Annotated in this window: 21 protein-coding genes; 10 read left to right on the top strand and 11 right to left on the bottom strand. The window is 75.0% G+C overall.

Going from position 1 to position 23,481, the window contains the following annotated elements; genetic code table 11:
* Positions 1-92 precede the first annotated feature (92 nt).
* On the top strand, positions 93-422 hold the full coding sequence (locus QK440_RS04245; protein WP_282791579.1) for an STAS domain-containing protein: 330 nt from the start codon (positions 93-95) through the stop codon (positions 420-422).
* A 41-nt stretch (positions 423-463) separates the two neighbouring features.
* Here QK440_RS04245 and QK440_RS04240 read toward each other — a convergent pair whose 3' ends face one another.
* The 3 genes from QK440_RS04240 to QK440_RS04230 all read right to left on the bottom strand — a co-directional run bounded on the left by QK440_RS04240 (position 464) and on the right by QK440_RS04230 (position 5,457).
* The gene (locus QK440_RS04240; RefSeq protein ID WP_282791578.1) at positions 464-1,813 is read right to left on the bottom strand and encodes a cytochrome P450; all 1,350 of its coding nucleotides are present in this window, start codon (positions 1,811-1,813) and stop codon (positions 464-466) included.
* A gap of 226 nt (positions 1,814-2,039) precedes the next feature.
* On the bottom strand, positions 2,040-2,846 hold the full coding sequence (locus QK440_RS04235; RefSeq protein ID WP_282791577.1) for an alpha/beta fold hydrolase: 807 nt from the start codon (positions 2,844-2,846) through the stop codon (positions 2,040-2,042).
* 91 nt (positions 2,847-2,937) lie between these two features.
* Complete coding sequence (locus QK440_RS04230) at positions 2,938-5,457, bottom strand: polysaccharide lyase family 8 super-sandwich domain-containing protein (RefSeq protein WP_282791576.1); 2,520 nt, start codon at positions 5,455-5,457, stop codon at positions 2,938-2,940.
* A gap of 169 nt (positions 5,458-5,626) precedes the next feature.
* On the opposite strand from QK440_RS04230, the gene QK440_RS04225 reads away from it, so the two are divergent.
* Positions 5,627-5,854 carry a hypothetical protein gene (locus QK440_RS04225; protein ID WP_282791575.1) on the top strand — a complete coding sequence of 76 codons (228 nt, stop codon included), beginning with the start codon at positions 5,627-5,629 and terminating at the stop codon, positions 5,852-5,854.
* Between the two features lie 93 nt (positions 5,855-5,947).
* Here QK440_RS04225 and QK440_RS04220 read toward each other — a convergent pair whose 3' ends face one another.
* Positions 5,948-7,009, bottom strand: coding sequence for a chitinase (locus QK440_RS04220; protein ID WP_282791574.1), 1,062 nt, complete (start codon positions 7,007-7,009; stop codon positions 5,948-5,950).
* A gap of 75 nt (positions 7,010-7,084) precedes the next feature.
* Positions 7,085-8,056 carry an MBL fold metallo-hydrolase gene (locus QK440_RS04215; protein ID WP_282791573.1) on the bottom strand — a complete coding sequence of 324 codons (972 nt, stop codon included), beginning with the start codon at positions 8,054-8,056 and terminating at the stop codon, positions 7,085-7,087.
* A gap of 265 nt (positions 8,057-8,321) precedes the next feature.
* On the opposite strand from QK440_RS04215, the gene QK440_RS04210 reads away from it, so the two are divergent.
* The 6 genes from QK440_RS04210 to alaS all read left to right on the top strand — a co-directional run bounded on the left by QK440_RS04210 (position 8,322) and on the right by alaS (position 15,084).
* Positions 8,322-8,522 carry a hypothetical protein gene (locus QK440_RS04210; protein ID WP_282791572.1) on the top strand — a complete coding sequence of 67 codons (201 nt, stop codon included), beginning with the start codon at positions 8,322-8,324 and terminating at the stop codon, positions 8,520-8,522.
* Positions 8,509-9,891, top strand: coding sequence for an amidase family protein (locus QK440_RS04205; protein ID WP_282791571.1), 1,383 nt, complete (start codon positions 8,509-8,511; stop codon positions 9,889-9,891). The genes QK440_RS04210 and QK440_RS04205 overlap by 14 nt, the downstream gene beginning before the upstream one ends.
* A 101-nt stretch (positions 9,892-9,992) precedes the next feature.
* Positions 9,993-10,562 carry a TetR/AcrR family transcriptional regulator gene (locus QK440_RS04200; protein WP_282791570.1) on the top strand — a complete coding sequence of 190 codons (570 nt, stop codon included), beginning with the start codon at positions 9,993-9,995 and terminating at the stop codon, positions 10,560-10,562.
* Between the two features lie 192 nt (positions 10,563-10,754).
* A complete protein-coding gene (gene tsaD / locus QK440_RS04195; protein WP_282791569.1) occupies positions 10,755-11,831 on the top strand; it encodes a tRNA (adenosine(37)-N6)-threonylcarbamoyltransferase complex transferase subunit TsaD in 1,077 nt (358 codons plus the stop codon).
* The gene (locus QK440_RS04190; RefSeq protein ID WP_282791568.1) at positions 11,831-12,400 is read left to right on the top strand and encodes a GNAT family N-acetyltransferase; all 570 of its coding nucleotides are present in this window, start codon (positions 11,831-11,833) and stop codon (positions 12,398-12,400) included. Before tsaD ends, QK440_RS04190 begins: the two co-directional genes overlap by 1 nt.
* 23 nt (positions 12,401-12,423) lie before the next feature.
* Positions 12,424-15,084, top strand: coding sequence for an alanine--tRNA ligase (gene alaS / locus QK440_RS04185; RefSeq protein WP_282791567.1), 2,661 nt, complete (start codon positions 12,424-12,426; stop codon positions 15,082-15,084).
* 109 nt (positions 15,085-15,193) lie between these two features.
* Here the strand turns inward: alaS and QK440_RS04180 are convergent, their stop codons facing one another.
* Positions 15,194-15,874, bottom strand: a complete 681-nt coding sequence (locus QK440_RS04180) for an HAD family phosphatase (RefSeq protein WP_282791566.1) — start codon at positions 15,872-15,874, stop codon at positions 15,194-15,196.
* 45 nt (positions 15,875-15,919) lie between these two features.
* On the bottom strand, positions 15,920-16,402 hold the full coding sequence (locus QK440_RS04175; RefSeq protein WP_282791565.1) for an Lrp/AsnC family transcriptional regulator: 483 nt from the start codon (positions 16,400-16,402) through the stop codon (positions 15,920-15,922).
* A 280-nt stretch (positions 16,403-16,682) separates the two neighbouring features.
* Here QK440_RS04175 and QK440_RS04170 point away from each other — a divergent pair, with 280 nt between their 5' ends.
* Positions 16,683-18,203, top strand: coding sequence for an FUSC family protein (locus QK440_RS04170; protein WP_282791564.1), 1,521 nt, complete (start codon positions 16,683-16,685; stop codon positions 18,201-18,203).
* A 149-nt stretch (positions 18,204-18,352) separates the two neighbouring features.
* On the opposite strand, the gene QK440_RS04165 is transcribed toward QK440_RS04170, so the two are convergent.
* Positions 18,353-18,958: an HAD family acid phosphatase gene (locus tag QK440_RS04165; protein ID WP_282791563.1), complete on the bottom strand. Its 606-nt coding sequence runs from the start codon at positions 18,956-18,958 to the stop codon at positions 18,353-18,355.
* A gap of 358 nt (positions 18,959-19,316) precedes the next feature.
* On the opposite strand from QK440_RS04165, the gene QK440_RS04160 reads away from it, so the two are divergent.
* Positions 19,317-20,357: a lactonase family protein gene (locus tag QK440_RS04160; RefSeq protein WP_282791562.1), complete on the top strand. Its 1,041-nt coding sequence runs from the start codon at positions 19,317-19,319 to the stop codon at positions 20,355-20,357.
* A 97-nt stretch (positions 20,358-20,454) separates the two neighbouring features.
* Here QK440_RS04160 and QK440_RS04155 read toward each other — a convergent pair whose 3' ends face one another.
* The 3 genes from QK440_RS04155 to QK440_RS04145 form a co-directional block, all read right to left on the bottom strand.
* Complete coding sequence (locus QK440_RS04155; protein WP_282791561.1) at positions 20,455-21,384, bottom strand: hypothetical protein; 930 nt, start codon at positions 21,382-21,384, stop codon at positions 20,455-20,457.
* A gap of 188 nt (positions 21,385-21,572) precedes the next feature.
* Positions 21,573-22,712: a BadF/BadG/BcrA/BcrD ATPase family protein gene (locus tag QK440_RS04150; RefSeq protein ID WP_282791560.1), complete on the bottom strand. Its 1,140-nt coding sequence runs from the start codon at positions 22,710-22,712 to the stop codon at positions 21,573-21,575.
* Positions 22,709-23,386, bottom strand: a complete 678-nt coding sequence (locus tag QK440_RS04145; protein WP_282791559.1) for a uracil-DNA glycosylase — start codon at positions 23,384-23,386, stop codon at positions 22,709-22,711. Before QK440_RS04145 ends, QK440_RS04150 begins: the two co-directional genes overlap by 4 nt.
* Positions 23,387-23,481: the final 95 nt, after the last annotated feature.

The following is a 23,481-nucleotide window of genomic DNA, read 5'->3' as shown; positions in this document are numbered from 1 at the left end:
CGCGGCCGGGCCCGGGCGCCACCATCGCGGAGCTGCTCGCGACGGTGGCCTCGCCGTGCATCCGTGTGCCCGTCCGGCCACGAATGCCATGCATGAGCCCACTGGATGTCACCGGCCGGAACACCGCCATCGGCCCCGTCGTGGAAGTCGCCGGTGCCCTCGACTCCGTCCACGCCGCCGCCCTGTGCCAGTACGTCGAACGCCTGCCCCTGCGGCCCGGACAGCGCCTGGTCATCGACCTGACCGGGCTGGCACTCTGCGACTTCATCGGCGTCGCCGCCCTCCTCGCCGCCCGTCAGCACGCCCTGGCCGCCGACGCCGACATCGTCCTGGCCGCTGTCCCCACTGACACGCTGCGCATCCTGCGTGTCACCGGACTCGACCAGGTCTTCACGATCCACCCCGGCATCGCCACCGCCTGAGCCGCACGCCGCCGCCTGCCGCGTGCCGAGGACGGCGGTCCTCACCGGGTGCGCGGGGTCAGCGTGAGGCCGACGCGGCCGCGCGGCGGCAGGGCCACGGCCAGGCGCGGGCGCGGATCGCCGGAGACCCGCACGTCGTAGCGGCTCAGCACGGTGGCCAGGACCAGCACCGACTCCATGGCGAAGAACGCCTGGCCCACGCACTGGTGGGCACCGTCCCCGAAAGGCAGGTAGGCCATCGGGTGCCGCGCGCGTACGGCCGGTCTGTCGAAGCGGTGCGGATCGAAGCGCAGCGGATCGGGCCAGAACTCCTCAAGGCGGTGGGTGAGATACGGGGAGACGACCAGGGTGGTCCCGGCCGGCACCGGCACCCCGCCGACGTGGTCGTCCTTCCGGGCGACCCGGGGAACGGCCCAGGCCATCGAGTACAGCCGCATCACCTCGGCCATCACCTGCTGGGTGAAGACCAGCTTCCGCGCGTGCTCCGGGCGCGGCGGGCCGCCCGCCAGGACCTGGTCGGCCTCCGCGCGGACCGCGGCCATCACGGCCGGATGCCGGGCCAGGACCGCCCAGGTCCAGGTGAGCGTCAAGGCGCTGGACTCCGAACCGGCCACGAACAGGGCAACGATGTCCTGACTCACCTGGGTGTCGTCCAACGGCCCGCCGTCAGCTCCGCTGCCCCTCAGCAGACCGCTCATCAAGTCCGTGCCACCGGTGGCGTCCTCGCGGCGGGCCGCCTCGATCACCGGAAGCAGCGTGGCATTGATACGGCGGGTCGCCCGCAGAAACGAACGGTCCCCGGGCATCGGCACCCAGTGCGGAACGGAAGGCATCGCCATGCGCCACAGCAGCGCCCCCAGCGCGGTGGCCACCTCTGTGCCCAGCCGGTCGCACTCCTCCACGCCGATACGGGAGCCGAAGAAGACCGGGTCGATGACGCGGTGCACCAGCCGGGTCATCTGCGCCACCGCGTCCACCGGCTGCCGCCGGGCAAGGCCCGCCAACTCCTCGACGCCCTGCTCGACGGCGGCGGCGATGCCCGCACCCGACTGCTGCACGTACCCGCTCGACATCCCCCTGCGCACGATGTCCCGGCTCGCCAGCCACCCCGGCCCCTCACCGGCGATGCCCCTGCCGGTCAGCCGCCCCAGCGCGTCCCACATCGCCGCTCCGCGGACATAGTTCTCCGCGCCGTCGCGCAGGACGTACCGCAGATGATCAGGGTGCGTGACCAGCAGCGGCCGAAAGGGCCCGAGCTCAAGCCGCGCCACCGCTCCCCGCGCCCGCCGACCGACCTCTTCCACCAGTCCCAGCGGACCGCCGCGCGCCAGCAGGCCCACAACGCGGTGCAGGGGCACGGCCTCCACGCGACGGACAGGAGGTGCGGGCATCACGGCCGCCTTCCGGCATACGGTCTTACGGTTCGAGTGCTCGACAGGCCCCACGAGTCCGGCGCCCGCTCCGTACTGTCCAGACACACTGCCCAGACACACCGCCATCTTTCGTGGCATACCGGAGGGAGCCTAGAAGCACGGCTTCCTCTCCTCCACGTGCACACGCCGTGTCAGGGCTCGAAGAGCGCTCCTCACGCAGACCCGCAGCGCCGCAGCCCCCGCCTCAGGCGAGGCGGGCCAGCCAGTCGCGTACTGCCGCGTTGAACTCCTCCGGGCGCTCCACGTTCGGCAGGTGCGCGGCCCGCTCGACGACCCGCAGGCGCGAGTCGGGCAGGGCCGCGTGCATCGCCTCCGCGTCGGCGACCGGCGTGTACGCGTCGTCGCGGCCCACGACCACCAGGGCCGGGACGGCGACGCGCGTCAACACCTGCCGATAGTCGTCGCGTTCGGCCCGCGCGCGCAGGGCCGCGGCGGCGCCCTGGGGCGGGGCCGCGAGCATCATCCGGTGCACGCGGGCGGCGGCCTGGGGGTTGTACGGGGCCACCATCTTGTACCGGACCTCGTCGGCGTACCCCTTCATGCCCTCGGCCAGGAGCCGGTCCGCCGCCTCGTTGCGGGCCGCCTTCCCGGCGTCCGTCTCGGCCGCCGGGAACGTGTCGGCGAGCAGCAGCCCCGCGATCCGGTCCGGGAAGCGGGCGTACGCGTCCATCACGATCTGGCCGCCCATGGAGAGACCGCCCAGCGCGCACCGGTCCACATCCAGATGGTCCAGGAGCGCCTCCAGATCGCGGGCGAAGTCGCCGAAGGCGGTGACGGGCGGGGCGGCGCCGTCCGTGCCCGTGGTGGAGCCGCCGTAGCCGCGCAGGTCGAAGGTGACCACGCGGTGCGTCCCGGCGAAGGCCGCGACCTGGGGGTCCCACATGGACCGGTCGAAGGGGTGGCCGTGGACGAGGACGAGGGGGAGGCCGCCGGTGCCGGGGTGGTCGTCGTATGCGACGCGGACGCCGGTGCTGAGCTGCGCGGTTGCCATGGCCCGAGGCTAGGCGCGGCAACTCCTCGGTGCAACGGGCACCTTGTTCCCGGTGCGGTGCGCGCACCGCCGCCACCCTGGGCGGCGCGGTTCATGGGCGGAGCGTCAGCGTGAAGCTGCGGCCGTACGCGTGGTGCGTGGTGACGTCGATCCTCGTGCCGCCGGGTACGGCGCGGACCCGCACCCCGTCGTCGGTGTCGACCGGCCGCAGCGGGCGCCCGCGCAGCAGCACGGTGACGGTGGACCGCGCCGTGGTCGGGTCGGACACGGCGACCGTGGTGCGCCCGCCGCGCCGTCCGCGCACGAGGACCGAGGCCGGCCCGTCGACGCGCACGGGCCCGGCGTCGTGGCGCCCGCGCGTGAAGGAGTTGACCGCCGTCAGGCCGAGCCCCTGGTGCGCCACGGCCTGCAGCGCCCGGGAGTTGGCGAGCACCTCGACCGCTCCGTACGACCGCAGCCGGGCCTCGTCCGCGTGCGGCAGGAGCGCGTACGCGAGGCGTGCCGGGGCGGCGCCGGCCTCCTGCTCGACCCGCGCGGCGAACACCTGGCGCGTCACGGGGGTGTCCGGGTTCGCCGTCCGTACGGCGCGGCGGCTGCGCGTCACCTCGTCGAGGGCGACCCGCACCGGCGGCGTGTCGAGGAAGACGTACCCGACCGCGGTGCCCTGCCCGGCGTCGGCCCAGCGCAGCCAGGCGAGCCGGCCGGTGCCAGGACCGCTCCAGGGCCGCCCGTCGCGCAGCGCCCCGGTGAGGGAGACCCGGTCGCCGGGCGCGGAGATCCGCGCGTCGACGGTCGTGGTCACCGCCCGCCCGGCCCCGTCCCCGACGCCGGCCGCGAGCACCACGACCTCCTCGTCGAACAGGAACCACGACTTGGTGGCGGAGGCGTTGCGCCAGGTCACGAAGTCGTCGGGCAGCAGCGCCCGGTCGCGGTGGGCGACGTCGTCGGACTGCACCATCCCCGCGGCGCCGTACGCCCCGAGGACGGCACCGCCGGAGAAGCGGTGGGTGCCGCGCGGGAAGTACACGTAGGTGTTCTGCGACGCGGAGGACGGGGTGAACCTCAGCGGGTGGCCCGGGTTGTCGTAGTACGGCTTGCCGTACAGCTCCGGCACGGAGCGGCGCCGCTCCACCGGGGCCGTCACCCCGGCGAGCCCGTGCGGCGGGACGGCGGTGAAGTAGTCGACGCCGAACGCCGCCGTCTGGTCCTGCCCCGCCAGGTACAGGTAGTGGGCGCCCTCGCCCTGGAACCAGGGCAGCAGGTTCTCCCCGTTCATGTACTCGTACTTGCTGATCCGGTCCGAGCTGCGCGCCAGCGCGAAGGCGTACCCGGGCCTGCGGTGCACGGTCCGGTCCATGGCGTTGAAGGCGACGCACCGCGCGGCGGGGTTGAGGTCACGGGCCGGGACGGAGGCGTCGGCGACGATGTCGGCGTAGCGCACGACGCTGACGGGGGAGACGAACCGGCCGGGGTCGAGGGCGGCGCGGGAGGTCTCGCGCACGTGCTTCACGTAGCCCTTCAGGGCCGTGGCGTCGGCGCCGCGCGCGAGCGCGGCGAGGTCGGTGACGGCCTCCACGACGGCGGCCACGTCGGTGTAGCCGCTGTCGGTGCGGGACACCGCCCGCCCCTTGACGATCTCCATCATCCACCCCTCGAAGATCACCGGGGCGAACCCGTCCCGCACCCACCGCAGGACGACCGGCACCAGGTCCTCGCCGTGCGCGAAGCCGGTCCCGTCGAGGAACGTGAGGGTCTGTACGACCCGGGTGAGCAGGCCCTTGCCGTAGGCGCCGGTGTAGGCGACGGAGGCGTGCTGGAGGAAGGACCCGTCGGCGTAGTAGCCGTCCGTCACGCCGTGCTTCAGGTCGTAGGGGTCGACGGTGGCGAAGACCGTCAACTGGTCCGTGAGCGCCTTGCGCACCCGCGCGTCGTCGGCGAGCAGCGCGCCCTGCAGGACGCGGTTGGTGGTGATGTCCGCGAGGTTGGCGCCGGTGTGGAAGCGGGAGTCCAGGTCCACGTCCCCGTCGACGCCGTTGCGCAGGTAGGCGTCCATGGAGGCCACGTACGTGCGGACCAGCTCGGGGCGGTACGCGCGCACGGTGTCGGCGAGCAGCACCAGGGTCCTGCTGACGTGCTGGGAGATCCCGATCTCCCAGTGGAACCAGTTGCCGTAGTAGCCCTTCGCCTGGTCGCCGTAGTACCGCTCGTGCAGCCACACCAGGCCGTCGACGACCCGGTGCTGCACAGTGGTGTTCCCGTACAGGCCGCCGCCGGGCAGGTGGGGGGTGCGGGTGGCGAGGGCGATCTCGTAGAGGTGGCGGAAGGCGGTGTTGAGGCGGGCCTCGTCGGTGCCGAGCACGAGGCCGTCGAAGAGCTCGCCCGGCCCGGCGTCGTCCATGGCCTTCAGCCGGTCCCGCGCGGCCCGTTCGACGGCGGCGAGCCTGGCCTCGGTCTCGGGCCGGGTGTTGGACCGCGTGGTCCCGGCGAACACGGCCACGACGTTGGCGAGCAGCCGCTCCCGGTCGGCCGCGCTCGCCGCCCGCACCGGGACCGCGCTCAGCAGCCCGGCGGCGGCGAGGACGGAGAGCAGACGTCTGCGGGTGAGGTCCATGGGGTCCTCCGCGTGGGGGCGTGGCCGGTTCGGCGGGCGGAGTCAAGCAGAGGGCCGGGACGCGGGCAAGGGGGCGGGACCCGTACGGGCGCACCCACCGGCACACCGGGGCGAGGCCCGTGCCGGGTGCGTCCTGGTGCCGCGCGGCCGCTGCGAGTAGGGTCCGTGCATGGCTGATGTGGTGGATGCCGACGAACTGCTGCGACGTATCCAGGTCGCGCGGGACTGGGCTGCTCGCGAGGAGCAGCGGCTGAACGAGGCGATCGAGGCCGCGGAGGACCAGGCGGAGCAGGCTGATCAGGGCGAGCGAACGGGTCTGGCCGCCCGGGCCACTGCTTTTGAGGCCGTGCGCCTGGTGCTTGACGAGATCATCAAGCCGGGCACACACGCGTCCTAGGTCCGCGGCAGGGAACTCCTCGGCGGTCTCGCGGGTGCCGGTCCGCGGTCCCCCGCGAGACCACCGAAGGCGGAGGCCGTCACGTCACACGGCTCAGCGGCCCTGCAGGCGCTTGACGTTGTCGCCGAACGTCCAGTTGCGTGAGCCGTCCCAGTTGATGGACCAGGTCATCAGGCCCTTGAGGGCGCCCGCGTAGTGGTTCCAGGCCTGGGCGACGAGGCTCGGGCCCATGTAACCGCCGCCGGCGCCCGGCTGGGCGGGCAGGCCCGGCACCTGCTTGTCGTACGGGACCTTGATGGTGGTGCCCTGGATCACGAGTCCCTTGTTGAGGCAGTCGGTCTGGGCGACGAAGCCCTGGACGGTGCCCGCGGAGTAGGAGTCGCCGGAGCAGCCGTACATACTGCCGTTGTAGTACTGCATGTTCAGCCACCACAGCCGGCCGTTGTCCGCGTACTTCTTGATGACCGGCAGGTACGCGCCCCAGATGGAGCCGTACACGACGCTGCCGCCGGTGACGTACGCCGTCTCCGGCGCCATCGTCAGGCCGAAGTTGGACGGCATCCTGGCCAGCACCCCGTCGATGATGCGGATCAGGTTCGACTGGGACGGCGAGAGCTGGTTGATGTTGCCGCTGCCGACGAGGCCGGTCTCGATGTCGATGTCGATGCCGTCGAAGTTGTACTTCTTCAGGATCGGCACGATGGTCTCGACGAAGCGGTCGGCCACGGCCGGGGAGCTGAGGTCGATGCCCGCGGCCGCGCCGCCGATGGACATCAGGATCGTGGCGCCGTTGGCCTTGGCCTGGCACATCTCGGCGGGCGTCGCGACCTTCACCGTGGCGTCCATGCCGTCCTCCCACAGCACGGTGCCGTCGGAGCGGATGACGGGGAATGCGGCGTTGATCACGTTGTAGCCGTGCGCGCCGATGCGCGCGTCGGTGATCGGGGTCCAGCCGAAGGGCGGGTGCACGCCGTTCGCCGCGCCGTCCCAGTTCTCCCAGTAGCCCTGGAGGACCTTGCCCGCCGGCTTCGACTTGACCGCGCAGGTCTCCTCCCGCGGCGTGCCCGGCGCGTCCGGCGCCGCCGCGGCGGGCAACTGGGCCGCGCAGGCCAGCGCCAGGGCCGCTCCCAACAGACGTACCGTCCGACCGATCATGGCGTGCTCCCTCAAGGAGGCCGTGCTGCGGATGGGATGTGATGCGGCAGACGGTAAGTAGGTATAGACCTGTCGTCAATAGGTCTGGGCCAATACGGGGCGCTCGGGGGTGAGTTGGTAGCCGGTGCCGTCCTGGGTGAGGCGGCCCGCCGTCGGCGGGGCGAAGTGCGTGCCGAGCAGCAGCGCGCGGCTCTCCGCGGCGGACGCGAGCAGGGCGGCCCGGGTGCTCCGGGCCAGGGCGCTGTCGGTGTCGGCGCAGCTGGACAGGTGCGGGTGCGCGAGCTGGACGGGGTGGTGGACCGCGTCGCCGGTGATCAGCGCGGTGTCCCCGGAGTCGCGCAGCTCGACCGCGACCTGGCCGGGGGTGTGTCCGGGGGTGGGCAGCAGCCGCAGGCCGGGCGCGAGGGCGACCGGCCCCTCCGCGATGTCGACGACGTCCAGCAGGCCCGCCTCGCGGACGGGGTGCACCGAGTCGCGGAACATCTGGCGGCGGGACTCCTCCATGTCCACGGACGCCCAGTGGTCCCACTCGGTGCGGGTGGTGACGTACCGGGCGTGGGGGAACGTGGGCACCCAGGTCCCGTTCTCCAGGCGGGTGTTCCAGCCGACGTGATCGGCGTGCAGGTGGGTCAGGATCACCAGGTCGACGGAGTCGGGCGGGTATCCCGCCGCGGTGAGCCGGTCGAGGTAGTCGGTGTCGAGCTGGTGCCAGGCGGGCATCGCGCGCTGCTTGCCGTTGCCGATGCCCGTGTCGACGAGGACCCGCCGGCCGTCGACGGTGAACGCGAAGCTGTGGCTCGACGCGCGCAGGACGCCCTCGTCGTCGGCGAAGTCCGGCGTGAGCCACGGCGCTCGGGCGACGACGTCCGGGGTGGCGTCGGGCAGCAGCCAGGCGCCGGTCTCGGGCGGGAAGTCGATCTCGTCGACGCGGTGGACGGGAGTGCTGCCGACGGCCCAGGCCGAGGCGGGCCGGGCGGTCCGATGGGCGGCCGCGGTGGTCGGGGCGGGGCTTCCGGCGGGCCGGTCGGGCGAGGGGTGGGGGTGCATGGGTGCTCCGGCGGGGTGGAGGGAGGAGTGAAGTAGGGGGCGAAGTGAGGGGCGTACCCCTCGGGAAGGCCGAGGGGTGTACCCCTCGGGAAGGCCTAAAAGCAATGGCTTTGCGTTAGTGGAGGTTAGCCCCTAAGGTGGCCTAACGCAAACACTTAGCTTTTGCGTTGCCTGTCTTGCACAGCCCGTCTCGCACTGCCTGGCTTGTGCTGCCCGTCTTGTGGTGCCCGGCTCGTGCTGTCCGCCCACCCCGAAGGGAACCCCCATGCCGTCCCCGGAACTCGGCCCCCGCGACGCCGCCCACTGGGCCGCGCGCGCCGGGCTGCCCCTGCCCGACGAGCGCCTCGAACTCGTGGCCGCCACCGCCCGCCACATCCACGCCGTCGTCGCCACCCTGCGCGAGCTCGACCTCACCGGTGTGGAGCCCACGCCCGCCGGGGCGGAGGTGCGCGATGCGGCCGTATGAGCTGACCCTCGCCGGGGCGGCGGCCGCGATCGCCGCGGGCGAGCTGTCCCCGGTCGAGCTGACCGCGTCCGTTCTCGGCCGCGCCGACGCCGTGGCGGACTCCCTCAACCCCTATGTGGGCGTGGACCACGAGGCGGCCCTCCGTGCCGCCCGGCAGGCGGAGCGCGACCTCGCCGCCGGGCGCGGACGCGGCCCCCTGCACGGCATCCCCTTCGCCCTGAAGGACCTCATCGACGTCAAGGGGCAGCCCACCAGCGCCAGTTCGCGGGTCCGCGACGGCCACCGGGCGAGCGAGGACAGCGTCGTCGCCGCCCGGCTCGCGACCGCCGGGGCGGTGCTGCTCGGCAAGGCCCACACTCACGAGTTCGCCTACGGCCTGACCACCCCGCAGACCCGGAACGCCTGGGCCGCCGACCGCGTCGCGGGCGGCTCCAGCGGCGGCTCGGCCGTCGCGGTCGCGGCCGGCGCGGCGACCTTCGCCATCGGCACCGACACCGGCGGCTCCGTCCGGGTCCCCGCGGCGCTCAACGGCGTGGTCGGCCTCAAGCCGAGCCACGGCCTGGTCCCCACGCGCGGAGTCACCGCCCTGTCCTGGTCCCTGGATCACGTCGGCCCGCTCACGCGCACGGTCGAGGACGCCGCGCTCGTACTCGCCGCCCTCACCGGCGCGGAGCAGGCGCCCCTCCCGGACGGCGGCGTGGCGGGCCTCCGGGTGGGCGTCCCGGTCGACTACTACTTCGACCACGTCACCCCCGAGGTCGAATCCGCCGTACGGAACGCCGTCGAGCGCCTCCGCGACCTCGGGGCCGAACTCGTCGACGTCCGCGTCCCGATGACCCGCTACGTCCAGGCCGTGCAGTGGGGCCTGATGGTCCCCGAGGCCAGCGCGAACCACGAGCGCACGCTGCGCACGACCCCCGAGCTCTACGGGGACGACGTGCGGCTCCTCCTCGAAGCCGGAGAGCTGTTCCACGCGGGCGACTACCTGCGGGCCCAGCGCGCCCGCACCCTGATGCGCCGGGAGTGGGCGCGGCTCTTCGAGGAGGCCGACATCGTCGCCGCCCCCGCCGTGCCGACGGCCGCGGCGCGGGCGGGGCAGGAGTCGGTGTCGTGGCCGGACGGCACGGTGGAGAGCGTCCCCGACGCCTACGTACGCCTCTCCGCGCCCGCCAACATCACCGGCCTGCCCGCGCTGACCGTCCCCGTCGGCCGGGACGGCGCGGGACTGCCCCTCGGCATGCAGCTCATCGGCGGCCCGCGCGGCGAGCGGACGGTGCTGCGGGCGGCCCGGGCCTACGAGCGGACACGGCCGGATGCCGGCTCGCTCGCCCCGGAGGCGGGGAGCCCGCCCGCTGCCCCGGTCGCGTAGCCCCCAGCCCTGGCGAGGCGGCGGCCGGCCCCGGCGAGGCGGCGGCCGGCTCCGCCACCCCGCCCCCGTAGAAGCCAGGAATTCGCGTTAAGGTGACCGGCATGAGTCGCAAGCCCATGGCCCGTCCCGGAGGACGCAGTGCCCGGGTGCAGGCGTCCGTGCACGCCGCGGTGCGCGAGCTGGAGGCGGAGCGGGGGCGAGCGGCCCTGACGGTGCCGCTGATCGCGGCCCGGGCCGGGGTCACGCCGTCCACGGTCTACCGCCGCTGGGGCGACCTCCAGGAGCTCCTGTCGGACGTGGCCGTGGAGCGGCTGCGGCCCGAGGCGGACCCGGACGACCACGGCGGCCTGCGCGCCGACCTCACCGCGTGGGCCGAGCACTTCCTGGAGGAGATGTCCTCCGCCCCCGGCCGCGCCTACCTGCGGGACGCGCTCCTCGGCACCCCCGAGAGCGGCAACGCGAGCCGCTGCTCCGACTACGCCGCCGACCAGGTCGACCTGATCCTGGGCCGTGCCGCTGGGCGGGGCGAGGAGCCGCTGCCGCGACGGGAAGCCGTCATGGACCACGTGGTGGCGCCGCTCCTGTACCGCATCCTGTTCCGGCCGGAGGACCTGTCCCCGGAGTACGCCCGCGGGCTCGCGGACGCGGTCCTCAAGGACGCCGGGCGCTGACGTCCGCACGCCGTCCGGCCCGGTGACCAGGAGGTCATCGGGCCCGTCCATCGCCTGCCTCCCTGTCCTCCGAGCCCTCCCGCTACAGCCGTGCCCCTCCTTATTGCGACCTCTTTGCAACTACGATGGCTGAGCAACAAGCCTGGGGAACGGGCACAGCCACGGAAAACGTGAACAGCCAAGGGAGCGGACATGGGGAGCGGCGCCACGGCGGGCCCAATCGTGCTGGGAATCGAGTCGTCCTGCGACGAGACCGGCGCGGGCCTCGTACGGAACGGCCGCCTGCTCGGGCACGCGGTGGCCTCCAGCATGGACGAGCACGCCCGGTTCGGCGGCGTCGTGCCCGAGATCGCCGCCCGCGCCCACGTGCACGCCCTCAACCCGGTGGTGCGCCGCGCCCTCGACGAGGCCGGACTGCGCCTCGGTGACATCGGCGCCGTCGCCGTGACGACCGGCCCGGGGCTGTCCGGCGCCCTCCAGGTCGGCCTCGCCGGCGCGAAGGGCCTCGCGTACGCGCTCGGCGTACCGCTGTACGGCGTGCACCACCTGGCCGGGCACGTCGCCGCCGACACCCTGGAGCACGGCCCGCTGCCCGACCCCTGCGTGGTCCTGATCGTCTCGGGCGGGCACACCTCGCTGCTCCTCGTGCGCGACCTGGCCCGGGACGCCATCACGCACCTGGGCGACACCCTGGACGACGCCGCGGGGGAGTGCTTCGACAAGGTGGCCCGCGTCTTCGGCCTGCCCTACCCCGGCGGCCCGGCCGTCGACCGCGCGGCCCGCGCCGGGTCGCCGGACGCCGTGGCCTTCCCGCGCCCGCTGACCGGCCCGGGCGACGACCCGTACGCCTTCTCCTTCTCCGGCCTGAAGACCGCCGCGGCCCGCTGGGCCGAGGGCCACCGGGGCCGGGAGCTGCCGGTCGCCGACGGGGCCGCCGCGCTCCAGGAGGCCGTCGCCGACGTGCTCACGCGCAAGGCGGTCGCAGCCTGTACCGCGCACGGCGTCACCACGCTCGTGGTCGTCGGGGGCGTCGCCGCCAACTCGCGGGTGCGGGCGCTCGCCGAGGAGCGCTGCCGGGCCGCCGGGATCACCCTGCGCGTGCCGCCGCTGAAGCTGTGCACCGACAACGGCGCGATGATCGCCGCCGTCGGCGACCTGCTGGTCCGCGCCGGCGCCCCACCCGCGCCGCTGGACGTCTCCATCGACCCGTCGGCGCCCCTGGAGCGCGCCGCGCTGCACCCCGTGGCCACCGTCGCGCGGGCCGCCTGATGGCCGCCGCCGTACACCGCCTGGCAGGGCGTGACCTGCTGGCCCACAGCGCCGGCATCCGCGCCGTCCACGCCGCCGCCTTCGGCCGGGAGCCCTGGCACTCGCTGCCCGCGGACGCGGACCGCTACCTCGAACGCCTCGCGCGTGACGTGACCCGGCCCGGCTTCACCGCTGCCCTGGCCCTGGACGGCGAACGGGTGCTCGGCTTCGCCACGGCCTGGACGTCGAGCACCCCGCTGCCCGCCGACCGCGCCTACCCGCGCGTCACCGGCGCGCTCGGCGCCGAACGCACCGCCGCGTGGCTGTGCGGCGGGCGGGAGGTCGACGAACTCGCCGTCCTGCCCGACACGCACGGCCTCGGACTCGGCCGTACGCTCCTCACGGCGGTCACCCGCGACGCCCCCGACGGCCGTTGCTGGCTGCTCACGTCCGCCGAGGCCACCGCCGTCCGCTTCTACGAGCGCCTCGGCTGGCGGCAGGCGACCCGCCCCGCGCCGGACGGGAACGGGATCGTCGTCCTCCTCGGACCGGACCACCCCGCGCGCGCCGCCGCGGCCCCGCCCCAGTGACCCACCCCAGACCGGAGCACGTCTTGCGTACCGCCGACATCCGCACCCGCTTCCTCGACTTCTTCGCCGAGCGCGGCCACACCGTCGTGCCCAGCGCCCCGCTGCCCACGCCCGATCCGACGCTGCTGTTCGTCAACGCGGGCATGGTGCCGTTCAAGCCGTACCTCACCGGTGAGGCGGCCCCGCCCTGGCCGCGCGCCACCAGCGTGCAGAAGTGCGTGCGCACCCTCGACATCGAGGAGGTCGGCAGGACCACCCGGCACGGCTCGTTCTTCCAGATGAACGGCAACTTCTCCTTCGGCGACTACTTCAAGGAAGAGGCCATCACCTTCGCCTGGGACCTGAGCACCCGGCCCGTCGCGGACGGCGGCTTCGGGCTCGACCCGGCGCGGATCTGGGTGACCGTGCACCACTCCGACGCCGAGTCCCGCGCCCTGTGGCGGCGTGTCGCCGAACTGCCCGACGAGCGGATCGTGGCCCGCGGCGACGAGGACAACTTCTGGTCCATGGGCGTCCCCGGGCCGTGCGGCCCCTGCTCGGAGCTGTACTACGACCGCGGTCCGGCGCTCGGCCGCGCCGGCGGCCCCGCCGTCGACGAGGACCGGTACATGGAGTTCTGGAACCTCGTCTTCATGCAGTACGAGCGCGGCGAGGGCCCCGGCAAGACCGGTTACCCGATCCTCGGCGAACTCCCGCGCCGCAACATCGACACCGGCATGGGCCTGGAGCGCATGGCCACCCTGCTCCAGGGCGTCGACAACCTCTACGAGACCGACGAGACCCGGCCCGTCCTGGACCGCGCCGCCGAACTCGCCGGGGTGCGCTACGGCGCCGACGCCGCGGACGACGTACGCCTGCGCGTCGTCGCCGACCACGTCCGCACCGCCCTCATGCTCCTCGCCGACGGCACCGCCCCCGGCAACGAGGGCCGCGGCTACGTGCTGCGCCGCATCCTGCGCCGCGCGGTGCGCTCGATGCGCCAACTCGGCTACGGCGACCCGGCCCTGGCCGACCTCCTCGCCGTCGCCCGCGACCGCATGGCACCGAGCTACCCGGAGGTCACCGAGGCCTACGAGCGGATCGCCGACCAGGCCCGGGGCGAGGAGGACGCCTTCCGCGCCACCCTCAAGCAGGGCACCACCGTCCTGGACACCGCCGTCGCCCGGGTCAAGGCCGACGGCGGCCGCCAGCTCCCCGGCGCCCAGGCCTTCCTGCTGCACGACACCTACGGCTTCCCCCTCGACCTCACCCTGGAGATGGCCGCCGAGCAGGGCGTCGAGGTCGACCGCGAGGGCTTCACGGCCCTCATGCGCGCCCAGCGCGAGCGAGCCCGCGCCGACGCCCGCGCCCGCAAGTCCGGCTCCGCCGCCGACACCTCGGCGCTGCGCGCGGTCCTCGACGAGCACGGCCCGACCGACTGGCGCGCCTGGTCCACGCTGACCACCGAGTCCCGGGTCCTGGCCCTGACCGGCCCCGCCGGGCCGGTGCCCGTCGCCCGGGAGGGCGAGATCGTCACCGCCGTCCTCGACCGCACCCCGTTCTACGCCGAGTCCGGCGGCCAGGACAGCGACGCCGGGCGGCTCTCCGGCCCCTCCACGGAGGCCGAGGTCCTCGACGTCCAGCGCCCCCTGCCCGGCCTGGTGGCCCATCAGGTCCGCGTCACCGCGGGGGAGTTGGCCGTCGGCGACACCGTGCACGCCGCCGTCGACCCCGAGTGGCGGCTCGGCGCCCGCCAGGCCCACTCCGGCACCCACGTCCTGCACGCCGCCCTGCGCGAGGTCCTCGGCCCGACCGCCCTGCAGTCCGGCTCCTACAACCGGCCCGGCTATCTGCGCCTCGACTTCCCCTGGCGCGGCGGCCTGTCCGCCACCGTCCGCAGCGAGGTCGAGGAGGCCGCCAACCGGGCGCTGCGCCGCGACCTGCCCGTCGGGGTGCGCTGGATGACGCTGCCCGAGGCCAAGGAGCTCGGCGCGCTCGCGCTGTTCGACGAGACGTACGGCGAGCAGGTCCGCGTCGTCGAGATCGGCGGGGCCTGGTCGCGTGAGCTGTGCGGCGGCACTCACGTCGAGCACGCGGCGCAGATCGGCGTGGTCGCGCTGACCGCCGAGTCGTCGGTGGGCGCGGGCATGCGGCGCCTGGAGGCCGCCGTCGGCATCGAGGGCTTCGGCTACCTGGCGCGCGAGCGGGACCTCGTCGCGCGCATCGCCGAGCAGGTGCAGGCGCCGCGCGCCGAACTCCCCGAGCGCATCGCCACGCTGCTCGACCGGCTCAAGGCCGCGGACCGCGAGAACCAGCGGCTGCGGCAGGCGGCGCTGGCCGCCCGCGCCGCCGAACTCGCCAGGCGCGCCGTCGACGTGGCGGGCGTCCGCGTGGCCACCGCCACGGCGGAGGGCGACGCCGGGGCCGCGCGGGCCCTGGCCCTCGAAGTGCGCGGCCACCTGCCCGCCGAGCGGCCCGGGGTGGCCGCCGTGACGCTCCCCGGCGCGAAGCCGGTCCTCGCCGTGGCCGTGAACGGGGCGGCCCGCGCGGCCGGCCTCTCCGCCTCCGCCCTCGTCAAGCAGCTCCTCGGCGGCCGCGGCGGCGGCTCCGACGAGGTGGCACAGGGCGGCGGAGTACCGCAAGACCACCTCACGGAGGCACTGGCCACACTCCCGGAGGCGGTGCGCGCCGGGGTCGGGGCCTGAAGGCCGGGCGGGGACGAGCGGCACCCGTGCGCCGGGGTAAGCCGCGCCGTGCGGCGAGGGCCGGGCAAGGGCAGGCCGCCCGCCCCGTACGACGACGCGCGGCACCTTTTCAACCCCGGAGCCAGTCCAGGACCGTCTGTGCCGAGAACTCCGCCTGGCCGCCGCGCAGCAGCAGGTCCGCCGCCGCGAAGGCCGGGTCGTCGGCCTGCTCCGGCACGTACGGGATCGCGACGCACCGCATGCCCGCCGCCTTGGCGGCCCGTGCGCCGGGCACGGCGTCCTCCAGGACCACGCAGCGCGCCGGGGCCGCGCCGAGCCGCTCCGCGGCGGCCAGGAAGACGTCCGGCGCGGGCTTGCCGTGGTCGACCTCGTCGGCGGACACGTACGTCGTCAGCCACGCGTCGAGCCCCGTGCCCGCGAGGATCGCCCCGATCGCGGCCCGCGACGAGCCCGAGGCCACGGCCATCGGCACGCCCGCGCCGTGCAGCAGCTCCACGAACCGCGCCATCTGGGGGTAGACGCGCGTGGAGGCGCGGGCCAGCTCCAGGTAGCGGCGGTTCTTCTCCGCGAGCAGGTCGGCGAGCGGCGCGGCCAGGCCGTACCGCTCCTTCCAGCGGGCCAGCGTCTCCCGCGTGGAGATGCCCACGTACTCCTCGTGGTCCTGCCAGGTGAAGTCGGTGACGCCCCGCGCGGCGAGGAGCCCGCGCCCCGCCTCGAAGTAGTTCGGCTCGCTGTCCACGAGGGTGCCGTCGAGATCGAAGATGACCGAGGTGTCGTTCAGGGCGCTCATGCGCCCCAGCATGCCAAGGAGGTGATCACAACGGCGTGGCCGCGGTCACTTCTCCTGGGCCGCGGCCCTGCCCACGGACTCGACCAGCGGCAGCAGGCGGTGCGGGACGCGTTCGCGCAGCGCCATCTCCGTGCGGGTGCGCACCACGCCCGGCAGTTGGATCAGGCGCTGGATCACGTCCTCCAGGTGGCCGTTGTCGCGCGCCGCCACCCTGGTCAGCAGGTCACCACCGCCCGTGATGGAGAAGGCCTCGATGATCTCCGGCACCGCGGCCAGGGCGTCGCCGACCTCGTCGAGGTGCCCCTGCATGACCTCGATGTGCACGAAGGCGAGCACCGGGTGGCCTAGGGCGGCGGGGGACAGCGAGGGGCCGACGCCCGTGATCACCCCGTCCCGCTCCATGCGGTCGAGCCGCGCTTGGAGCGTCCCGCGCGCGATGCCGAGCAGGCGCGCGTACTCGCGCACGCTGGTGCGCGGCTGTTCCAGCAGAAGCCGCAGGATGCGGGTGTCCAACTCGTCGACGGCCATCGCCCCACGGCCTCCCTGGTGCACGACTGGAACACGAAACGATCACCGCTGACTGTACCTACGGCCCGCGGCCGGGGCGGACCCGGCCGTTGGCCCGCCCATGGCGCTCCGCGTGACCGCCCGACTGGGCCAATGGCGCAGTCCAGCAGAGCCAGGTTGAGCCATCGGGCCTGTTGATGATGTGATGGGGGTGTCGATGGCGCTGCGGATTCCGCGGCGCCTTTGTTGTGTGGGCGTGCTCGCGCGGACGGGCCGGGCACGGGAAGGAGCGGACACACTGGTGCTGAAGAGAGCGTTCACCGCACCCGATCCGGGACTGCTGCGGCTGCGCAGCGCGAGTCGGGCCGTGCTCGGTATCGGAGCGGCCGTCGCGCTGTGCGGCCTCGTCGGGCACTCACTGGTCGCGGCCATCCTCGGAGGACTCGCCGCGCTGCTCGCGCTCTTCACCGTCCTCGACCCCACGGTGCGCGGCCAGGCCGTGACCACGGCGCTGCTGCCCGCCGTCGGCCTCCCCGTGCTCGCGCTCGCGGCCGTGCTGCACGACCAGCCGCTCGTACGGGACCTGGCGTTCCTGGCGGTCACGGGCGCCGGCGTGTACGCGCGCCGGTGGGGGCCGCGCGGCCACTCGCTCGGCGTGTTCGCGTTCATGATGTTCTTCGCGGCGCAGTTCCTGCACGCCCGCACGGGGCAGCTCCCGGAGCTGGGCGCCGCCGTGCTCCTTTCCCTGTGCGCGTCCTCGGCCGTCCGGTTCGGGGTGTGGTGCTACGAGCGCCGGCTGCCGCCGTTCCCGCCGCCGCCCGCCCCGCTGGAGCAGTCGGGGCTCGCCCGGACGACGACCCGGCAGGCGATCCAGGCCACTGCGGGCGCGGCCTTCGCGCTGGCCCTGGGCCAGGTGCTGTCCCAGGAGCGCTGGTACTGGGCCGTCGGCGCCACGTGGTGGGTGTTCGTGAACACCACCTCGCGCGGCGAGACCCTGGTGCGCGGCTTCCGCCGGTTCCTCGGCACGGTCATCGGCATCGGGCTCGGCTTCGTCCTCGCCGTGCCGCTGCACCAGGAGCCGGTCGCCGCCGCCGTGATCATCGCCGCGTGCGTCTTCGGCATCTTCTACACCGCCGCCGTCTCGTACACGTGGATGATGCTGGCGGTGACCGTGATGGCGAGCATGCTCTACGGGCTCCTCGGCGTGCTCGACCCGGGGCTGCTGGCCCTGCGCGTCGCCGAGACCGCCGTCGGGGCGCTGGGGGCCGTGCTCGCCGTCCTGCTGGTGCTGCCGGTGACCACGCACGCCGTCACCGACGGCTGGATCCAGCGCGCCCTGCGCTGCGTGCACGCCTGCACCGCCGAGGCCGCGGCCCGGCTGCGCGGCGTCCCCGGCGCCGACCCGGCCCCGCGCGTCGCCGAGCTCGAGGTCCTGCTCGGCCGGGTGCGGCTCTCGCTCGCCCCGCTGCTGCACCCGCTGAACCCGCTCCTGGCGCGCAAGGAACGGGCCCGGCGCGTGCTCGCCCTGCTCGACGACTGCGCCCGCGAGGTCCGCGGGCTCGCCGCCGTCGCCGCCGACACGGAGGCCTCGCACGACGACCGCCTCGCCGCCGCGTGCTGGCGCGTGGAGGCCGCGGTGGAGGCGCTCACCGCGCCGGGGGCCGCGGCGGGGCGCGGGCCCGACACCGCCGCCGCGCCCCACACCGGGGTCGCCGGGGTCGTGGAGGGCGCGCTCGCCCATGTGCACGGCCTGGAGCAGGCCCTCGTGGAGCTGGCCGAACCGCTCCAGGCCCCCGGCCGGGCCCGCCTGACCGGCGGCTGATCGCGGCACCGCCGAGGACGGCTCCCGCGCCGCGGGACGCCGACTGCCCGGCCCCGCCCCCGAGGGCGGTGCCGGGCAGTCGCGGCTCTCGGCCCCGGCGCCGGGGCGGTGCCGCCGTGCTCAGGTGCGGCGCCGGGGCGGTGCCGTGCCTAGGACAGCTTGCCGTCGTAGTCCGGGAGCTTGAAGGTCCGCTCCGCGTGCCCGCCGACCAGGTCGGTCTGCCGGTTGCCGACGTTGGCTATGACCTTGTAGCCCTTGGCCTCGATCTCGGCGCGGCTGCGCGTCTTGTAGTCGCTGACCTCGTCGAAGAGGTCCGGCAGGTCACGCACGTACAGACCGTCGACCGCGTAGCCCTGGGACGTCAGGTTGGCCTTGGTCAGGCTCGTGATGATGCCCGGACGGGCGGTCACGAAGAATACCGAGACACCGCGCGACTTGGCGTACGACGCGAGCTCCAGCGACGGCTTCACGGCGGGCGTCGGGAGCTTCCACCACGGGTGGAAGTCCGTCTCCAGCGTGGTGTTGTCCACGTCGAAGACGATGGCGAGCTTCTGCCCGTCCGCGTCGGCGGTGCGCTGCTTCACGTACGGCAGCGCCTGGTCGACGACGGCCCGTACGTCCCGCTCCCAGGTGGCGCGGTCGACGTCGGCCGCCAGGGCCGAGACCGCGCCGACGGGGGCGCTCGGCGCCGCGGACGCGGACGAGGCCGTCGTCGCCGTCACCCCCAGGCTCACCGCCAGAACCACCGCTGCCATGCCTGTCCGCTGACGCGCACCGCGTCGTGCCATGCCCGTGTCCCCTCTCCTGTTGTCGACCCCGTTGGCGGGGCCTGCCGACCCTGTTGTCGGAGCGGCGCCGGTGGGCCGCCCGACGGGGGCCGTACGCCCCGAGTGTCATGATCACGAAGAGGGGTGGCAAGCAGGAGACGTTTTGGTTACCGATCGGTAGCGGATTCCTGGCGGTCCGGCGGCGCGATCCCGCGCACGGACGAACGGGCGCAATGGTCCAGACCACCTGCTAACGTCGCCTCACGCGCGCCGTGCGGCGCGACGGCCAGGGAACGCGCCACGGTGGCACCATGTGCGCACACGGGCGCGCGGAGAGGGGCGATCGGTGAGTGACAGGCAGACACGGCGGGCGTACGTCGGGTCCTTCACGGCGGCGGGCGGCCCCGGCGTCGTCAGCGCGGAACTCGACCCCGGCAGCGGGGCGCTGACCGTCCTCGCGGCGACGGACGCCGTCGCCGACCCGTCGTACCTCGCCCACTCGCCCGCCACGGGCCTGCTGTACGCCGTCAGCGAGACGTCCGAGGGTGCCGTCGCCGCCTTCCGGGTCTCCGGGGAGCGGCCGGAGCTGCTCGGCCCGCCCGTGCCCGTGGGCGCCGCCGCGCCCACGCACCTGGCGCTGCACGACGGTCATCTGGTGACCGCGAACTACGGCTCCGGCAGCGTCACCGCCGTCCGCGTCCAGGCCGACGGCAGCCTCGCCCCCGCCCCCGCCGCCGTGCTGCGCCACGAGGGCTCGGGGCCGCACCCGCAGCGCCAGCAGGGCCCGCACGCCCACCAGGTGGTGTCCGACCCGAGCGGCCGCTGGGTGGTGAGCGTCGACCTCGGCACCGACTCCGTCCGGGTGTGCGCCCTCGGCGACACCGGGCTCACCCTGCACCGCGAGGTCGCGCTGCGGCCCGGCTCCGGCCCCCGCCAGCTCGCGTTCCACCCGCGCGGCGACCGCGCCTACGTCCTCAACGAGCTCGCGCCCACCCTCACCGTCTGCGCCTGGGACGCCGCCGAGGGCTCCCTGAAGCCGCTGGCCGAGACGCCCGTCCTGGTCGGGGCGCCCGACGGCGACGCCTACCCGTCCGCGGTCGTCGTCGCGCCCGACGGCCGCTTCCTGTGGACCGCCACGCGCGGCGCGGACGTCCTGTCCGTCTTCGCCCTCGACCCCGCGGGGGACACCGCGCGGCTGCTGACCACCGTGCCCTGCGGCGGGCGCTGGCCGCGCGACCTGGCCCTCGACCCCTCCGGACGCTTCCTGTACGCCGCCAACGAGCACTCCGGTGACGTCACCTGGTTCACCGTCGACCCGGAGACCGGCCTGCCGCGGCGCGCGGGCGCCGTGGACCTCCCGGCCGCCTCCTGCGTGGTCTTCGGCTGACCCGGGCGCCGGCGGGCCCGCGCGAGAACGCCGACGGGCCCGTCCCCGGGAACGGGGCGGGCCCATCGGCATCACGACGCGGCGGGGCGTCGGCGGATCAGCGCACCGGCACGCCCGTCGCCTGCGGGGCGATGCCCAGCGCCGCCGCGTACTTCGACAGGGCCAACTTGCCGATCGCCGGATAGGCGCCGAGCGGCTCCGCGACGGCGCACCCGGCCTCCTTCGCCGCCATGTCGAGCAGGCCCGCGTCGGCCTCGGGGCCGATCAGGTACGGGGCCAGCGCGAGCTGCGCCGAACCGGCGCCGCGCAACTGGTCGGCGATGGCCGCGACGGAGCCCTCGACGTCCAGGGCCGCCGCCATCACCGGCACCGCGAGGCGTGCCGCGAGCAGCATGCCGGTGATCCCGGCGGCCTGCACGGCCTCCTCGCCGCCGACCGTGGCGAGGACGATGCCGTCCGCCGCCGTGGCCACGGTGAACAGGCGGGCGCGGTCGGCGCGGGCGAGGCCCGCCTCGGACAGGCGCACGTGCAGCGCCTCGGCGAGCAGCGGGTGCGGGCCGAGCACGTCGGTCAGCTCGGCGGCGGCGCCGCTGTCCGCCACGGCCTGCCGGACGCGGTGTATCAGCGCGGACTCGGGGCCCGCGAGCAGCGGCACCACGACGGCGACGGGCCCCTCGGGCTCCTTCGCCTCGACGCCCGCGGCCAGCGCCTGCTCGTAGCGGGCGACGCGCTCGGCGGCCGTGCGCGCGAGCACGGCCCGCAGCGCGGGGAACTCCGCGCCGTCGCCGTCCTCCCCGTCGAGGTAGCCGATGCGCGCGTCAAGGCCGGGCAGCTCCGAGCGGGCGATGCTGACGACTTCCTCGGCGAGGCCGCGCGTGCTGGGGCTGGGGACGCCCGGTACGGCGAGGACGAGCGCGGGCGCGCCCTCGGGAGCCGCGACGGGCTCCGGGCGTCGGTGCCGGCCCGGCTGGCGGGGGCGCGGCATTCGTACGGGCAGGCCGGATGCGGGCCCAGTGGAGGAGCTCATGGCGCCGCATGCTACTGGCTCCGACCCCCTCTTTGTTCGGGGAGGGTGCAGGTCAGAGGCATAAGTCCGCTTTGTCGGACCGCATCGGGCGGACGCGTGGACGTCCTGCTTCCGGTTCCTTTCGATTGCTTCCGGTTGGACCGGACCACATGCCGTCCGCACTGGGTCGCACGGCCGTCCGCGCCGGGTCACCCGGCCGTCGGCACGTGCAGCAGCCGCGGGTCGCGGGGCAGCTCAAGGGTGCCCCGGGCCAGGTCGGCGGCGATGCGGACGGCGCCGTCGAGCGGGTCGCCCGCCGCGGGGACGCGGCGGGCGTACGGGAGTCGCCGCGTCAGTTCCGCTTCCAGCGAGGCCAGCAGGACCTCACCCAGTTTCAGCAGGCCACCCGTGAGGGCGACTTGCGGGGCTTGCGGGCCTTCCGCGCTCTCTGGGAGGAAATCCGCGCCGGGCACGGGCTCGGACGTGGGCGCGGGCGTGCCGTGGGCGGAGGTGCCCGTGGGGCCCGCCGGTGCCGGGGAGTTCGCGAGACCCGGTGTGCCCAGGAAGTCCGCGGGGTCCGGGCAGGCGGCGGCGGCCGCGTCGGCGATGTGCGCGGCCGCCTCGCTCAGGACGCGCACCGCCACCGGGTCGCCGTCCGCCGCGCACCGGCCCACCTCGGGCGCGAACGAGGCGAGCACCGCGGGCCGGTCCGGCCGGGGGTACAGCAGCCCCGGCAGCTCCGCGAGGGGGCGGCCGAACGTCTCCTCCGCGCGGGCCCGCAGCGCGGCCGAACCTCCGCGCCGCCCGTCGCAGGACCGCATGGCGGCCTCCAGGCCGGCCCGCCCGATCCACGCTCCGCTGCCGCAGTCGCCGAGCAGGTGCCCCCAGCCGTCGACGCGCCGCCACGCCGTCAGGTCGGTGCCCAGCGCGATCAGTCCGGTGCCCGCGGCGACGACCGCGCCGGGGCGCTGGCCGAGCGCCCCCGCGTACGCCGTGACGGCGTCGGCGGCCAGCGCCACCCGGTCCACGCCGAAGAGCGCCGCGCACGCGGACGGCAGCCGGTCGCGCAGGTCGTCGCCGAGCGTCGCCATCCCGGCGGCGCCCACCGCGACGGCCGCGAGCCGCGTCCCGTCCCCCGCCTCGGCCAGCAACTCCCGCGCCAAGGGGGTCAGTTGTTCGAGGAAGTGCCCGGCGTCGATGCCGCGCGCCCCCGTCCGCACGGGCTCCCCGGAACTCCTCGGCGCGGGCCCGCGCGAGCCGTCCAGGAAGCGCAGCGCCACCCGCAGGCCGGAGCCGCCCGAGTCCACGCCGAGGACGGCCGTCGCGCCCCTGCCGGGCGGCGCGGTCACGGCAGCCGCCAGTCCACCGGCTGCGCGCCCTGACGGACCAGCAGGTCGTTGGCGCGGCTGAACGGGCGCGAGCCGAAGAACCCGCGGTCCGCCGACATCGGCGAGGGGTGCGCGGACTCCACCGACGGCAGCGAGCCGAGCAGCGGCCGCAGGTTGCGCGCGTCCCGGCCCCACAGGATCGACACCAGCGGGCGCCCGCGCGCCACCAGGGCCCGGATGGCCTGCTCGGTGACCTCCTCCCAGCCCTTGCCGCGGTGCGCCGCCGGCTTGCGCGGGGCCGTCGTCAGCGCCCTGTTGAGCAGCAGGACGCCCTGGCGGGTCCACGGCGTCAGGTCGCCGTTGGACGGCTGCGGCAGACCCAGGTCGCTGCCCAGCTCCCGGTAGATGTTGATGAGGCTGCCGGGCAGCGGTCTGACGTCGGGCGCCACCGAGAACGACAGGCCCACCGCGTGGCCGGGCGTGGGGTACGGGTCCTGTCCGACGATCAGGACCCGTACCTCGTCGAACGGCTGCTGGAAGGCGCGCAGCACGTTCGGTCCGGCGGGCAGGTAGGTGCGTCCCGCGGCGATCTCCGCGCGCAGGAAGTCACCCATGGAGGCGATCCGTTCGGCCACCGGCTCCAGGGCCTTGGCCCAGCCGGCTTCGACGATTTCATGCAAGGGTCGTGGTGCCACGGAGCGTCACTCTACTGCCGTAGTCGCGTGACTTCTCCACCGCCGCCCGGCCCCGCACAAGACCGCCGCCCCGGGCCGTACGGGACCGCCGCCGC

Source organism: Streptomyces sp. CC224B (assembly GCF_030010595.1).
GTDB lineage: Bacteria > Actinomycetota > Actinomycetes > Streptomycetales > Streptomycetaceae > Streptomyces > Streptomyces longispororuber.
Note: the sequence above shows the minus strand (reverse complement) of the source record. Positions and strands in the feature narration are given on the sequence as shown.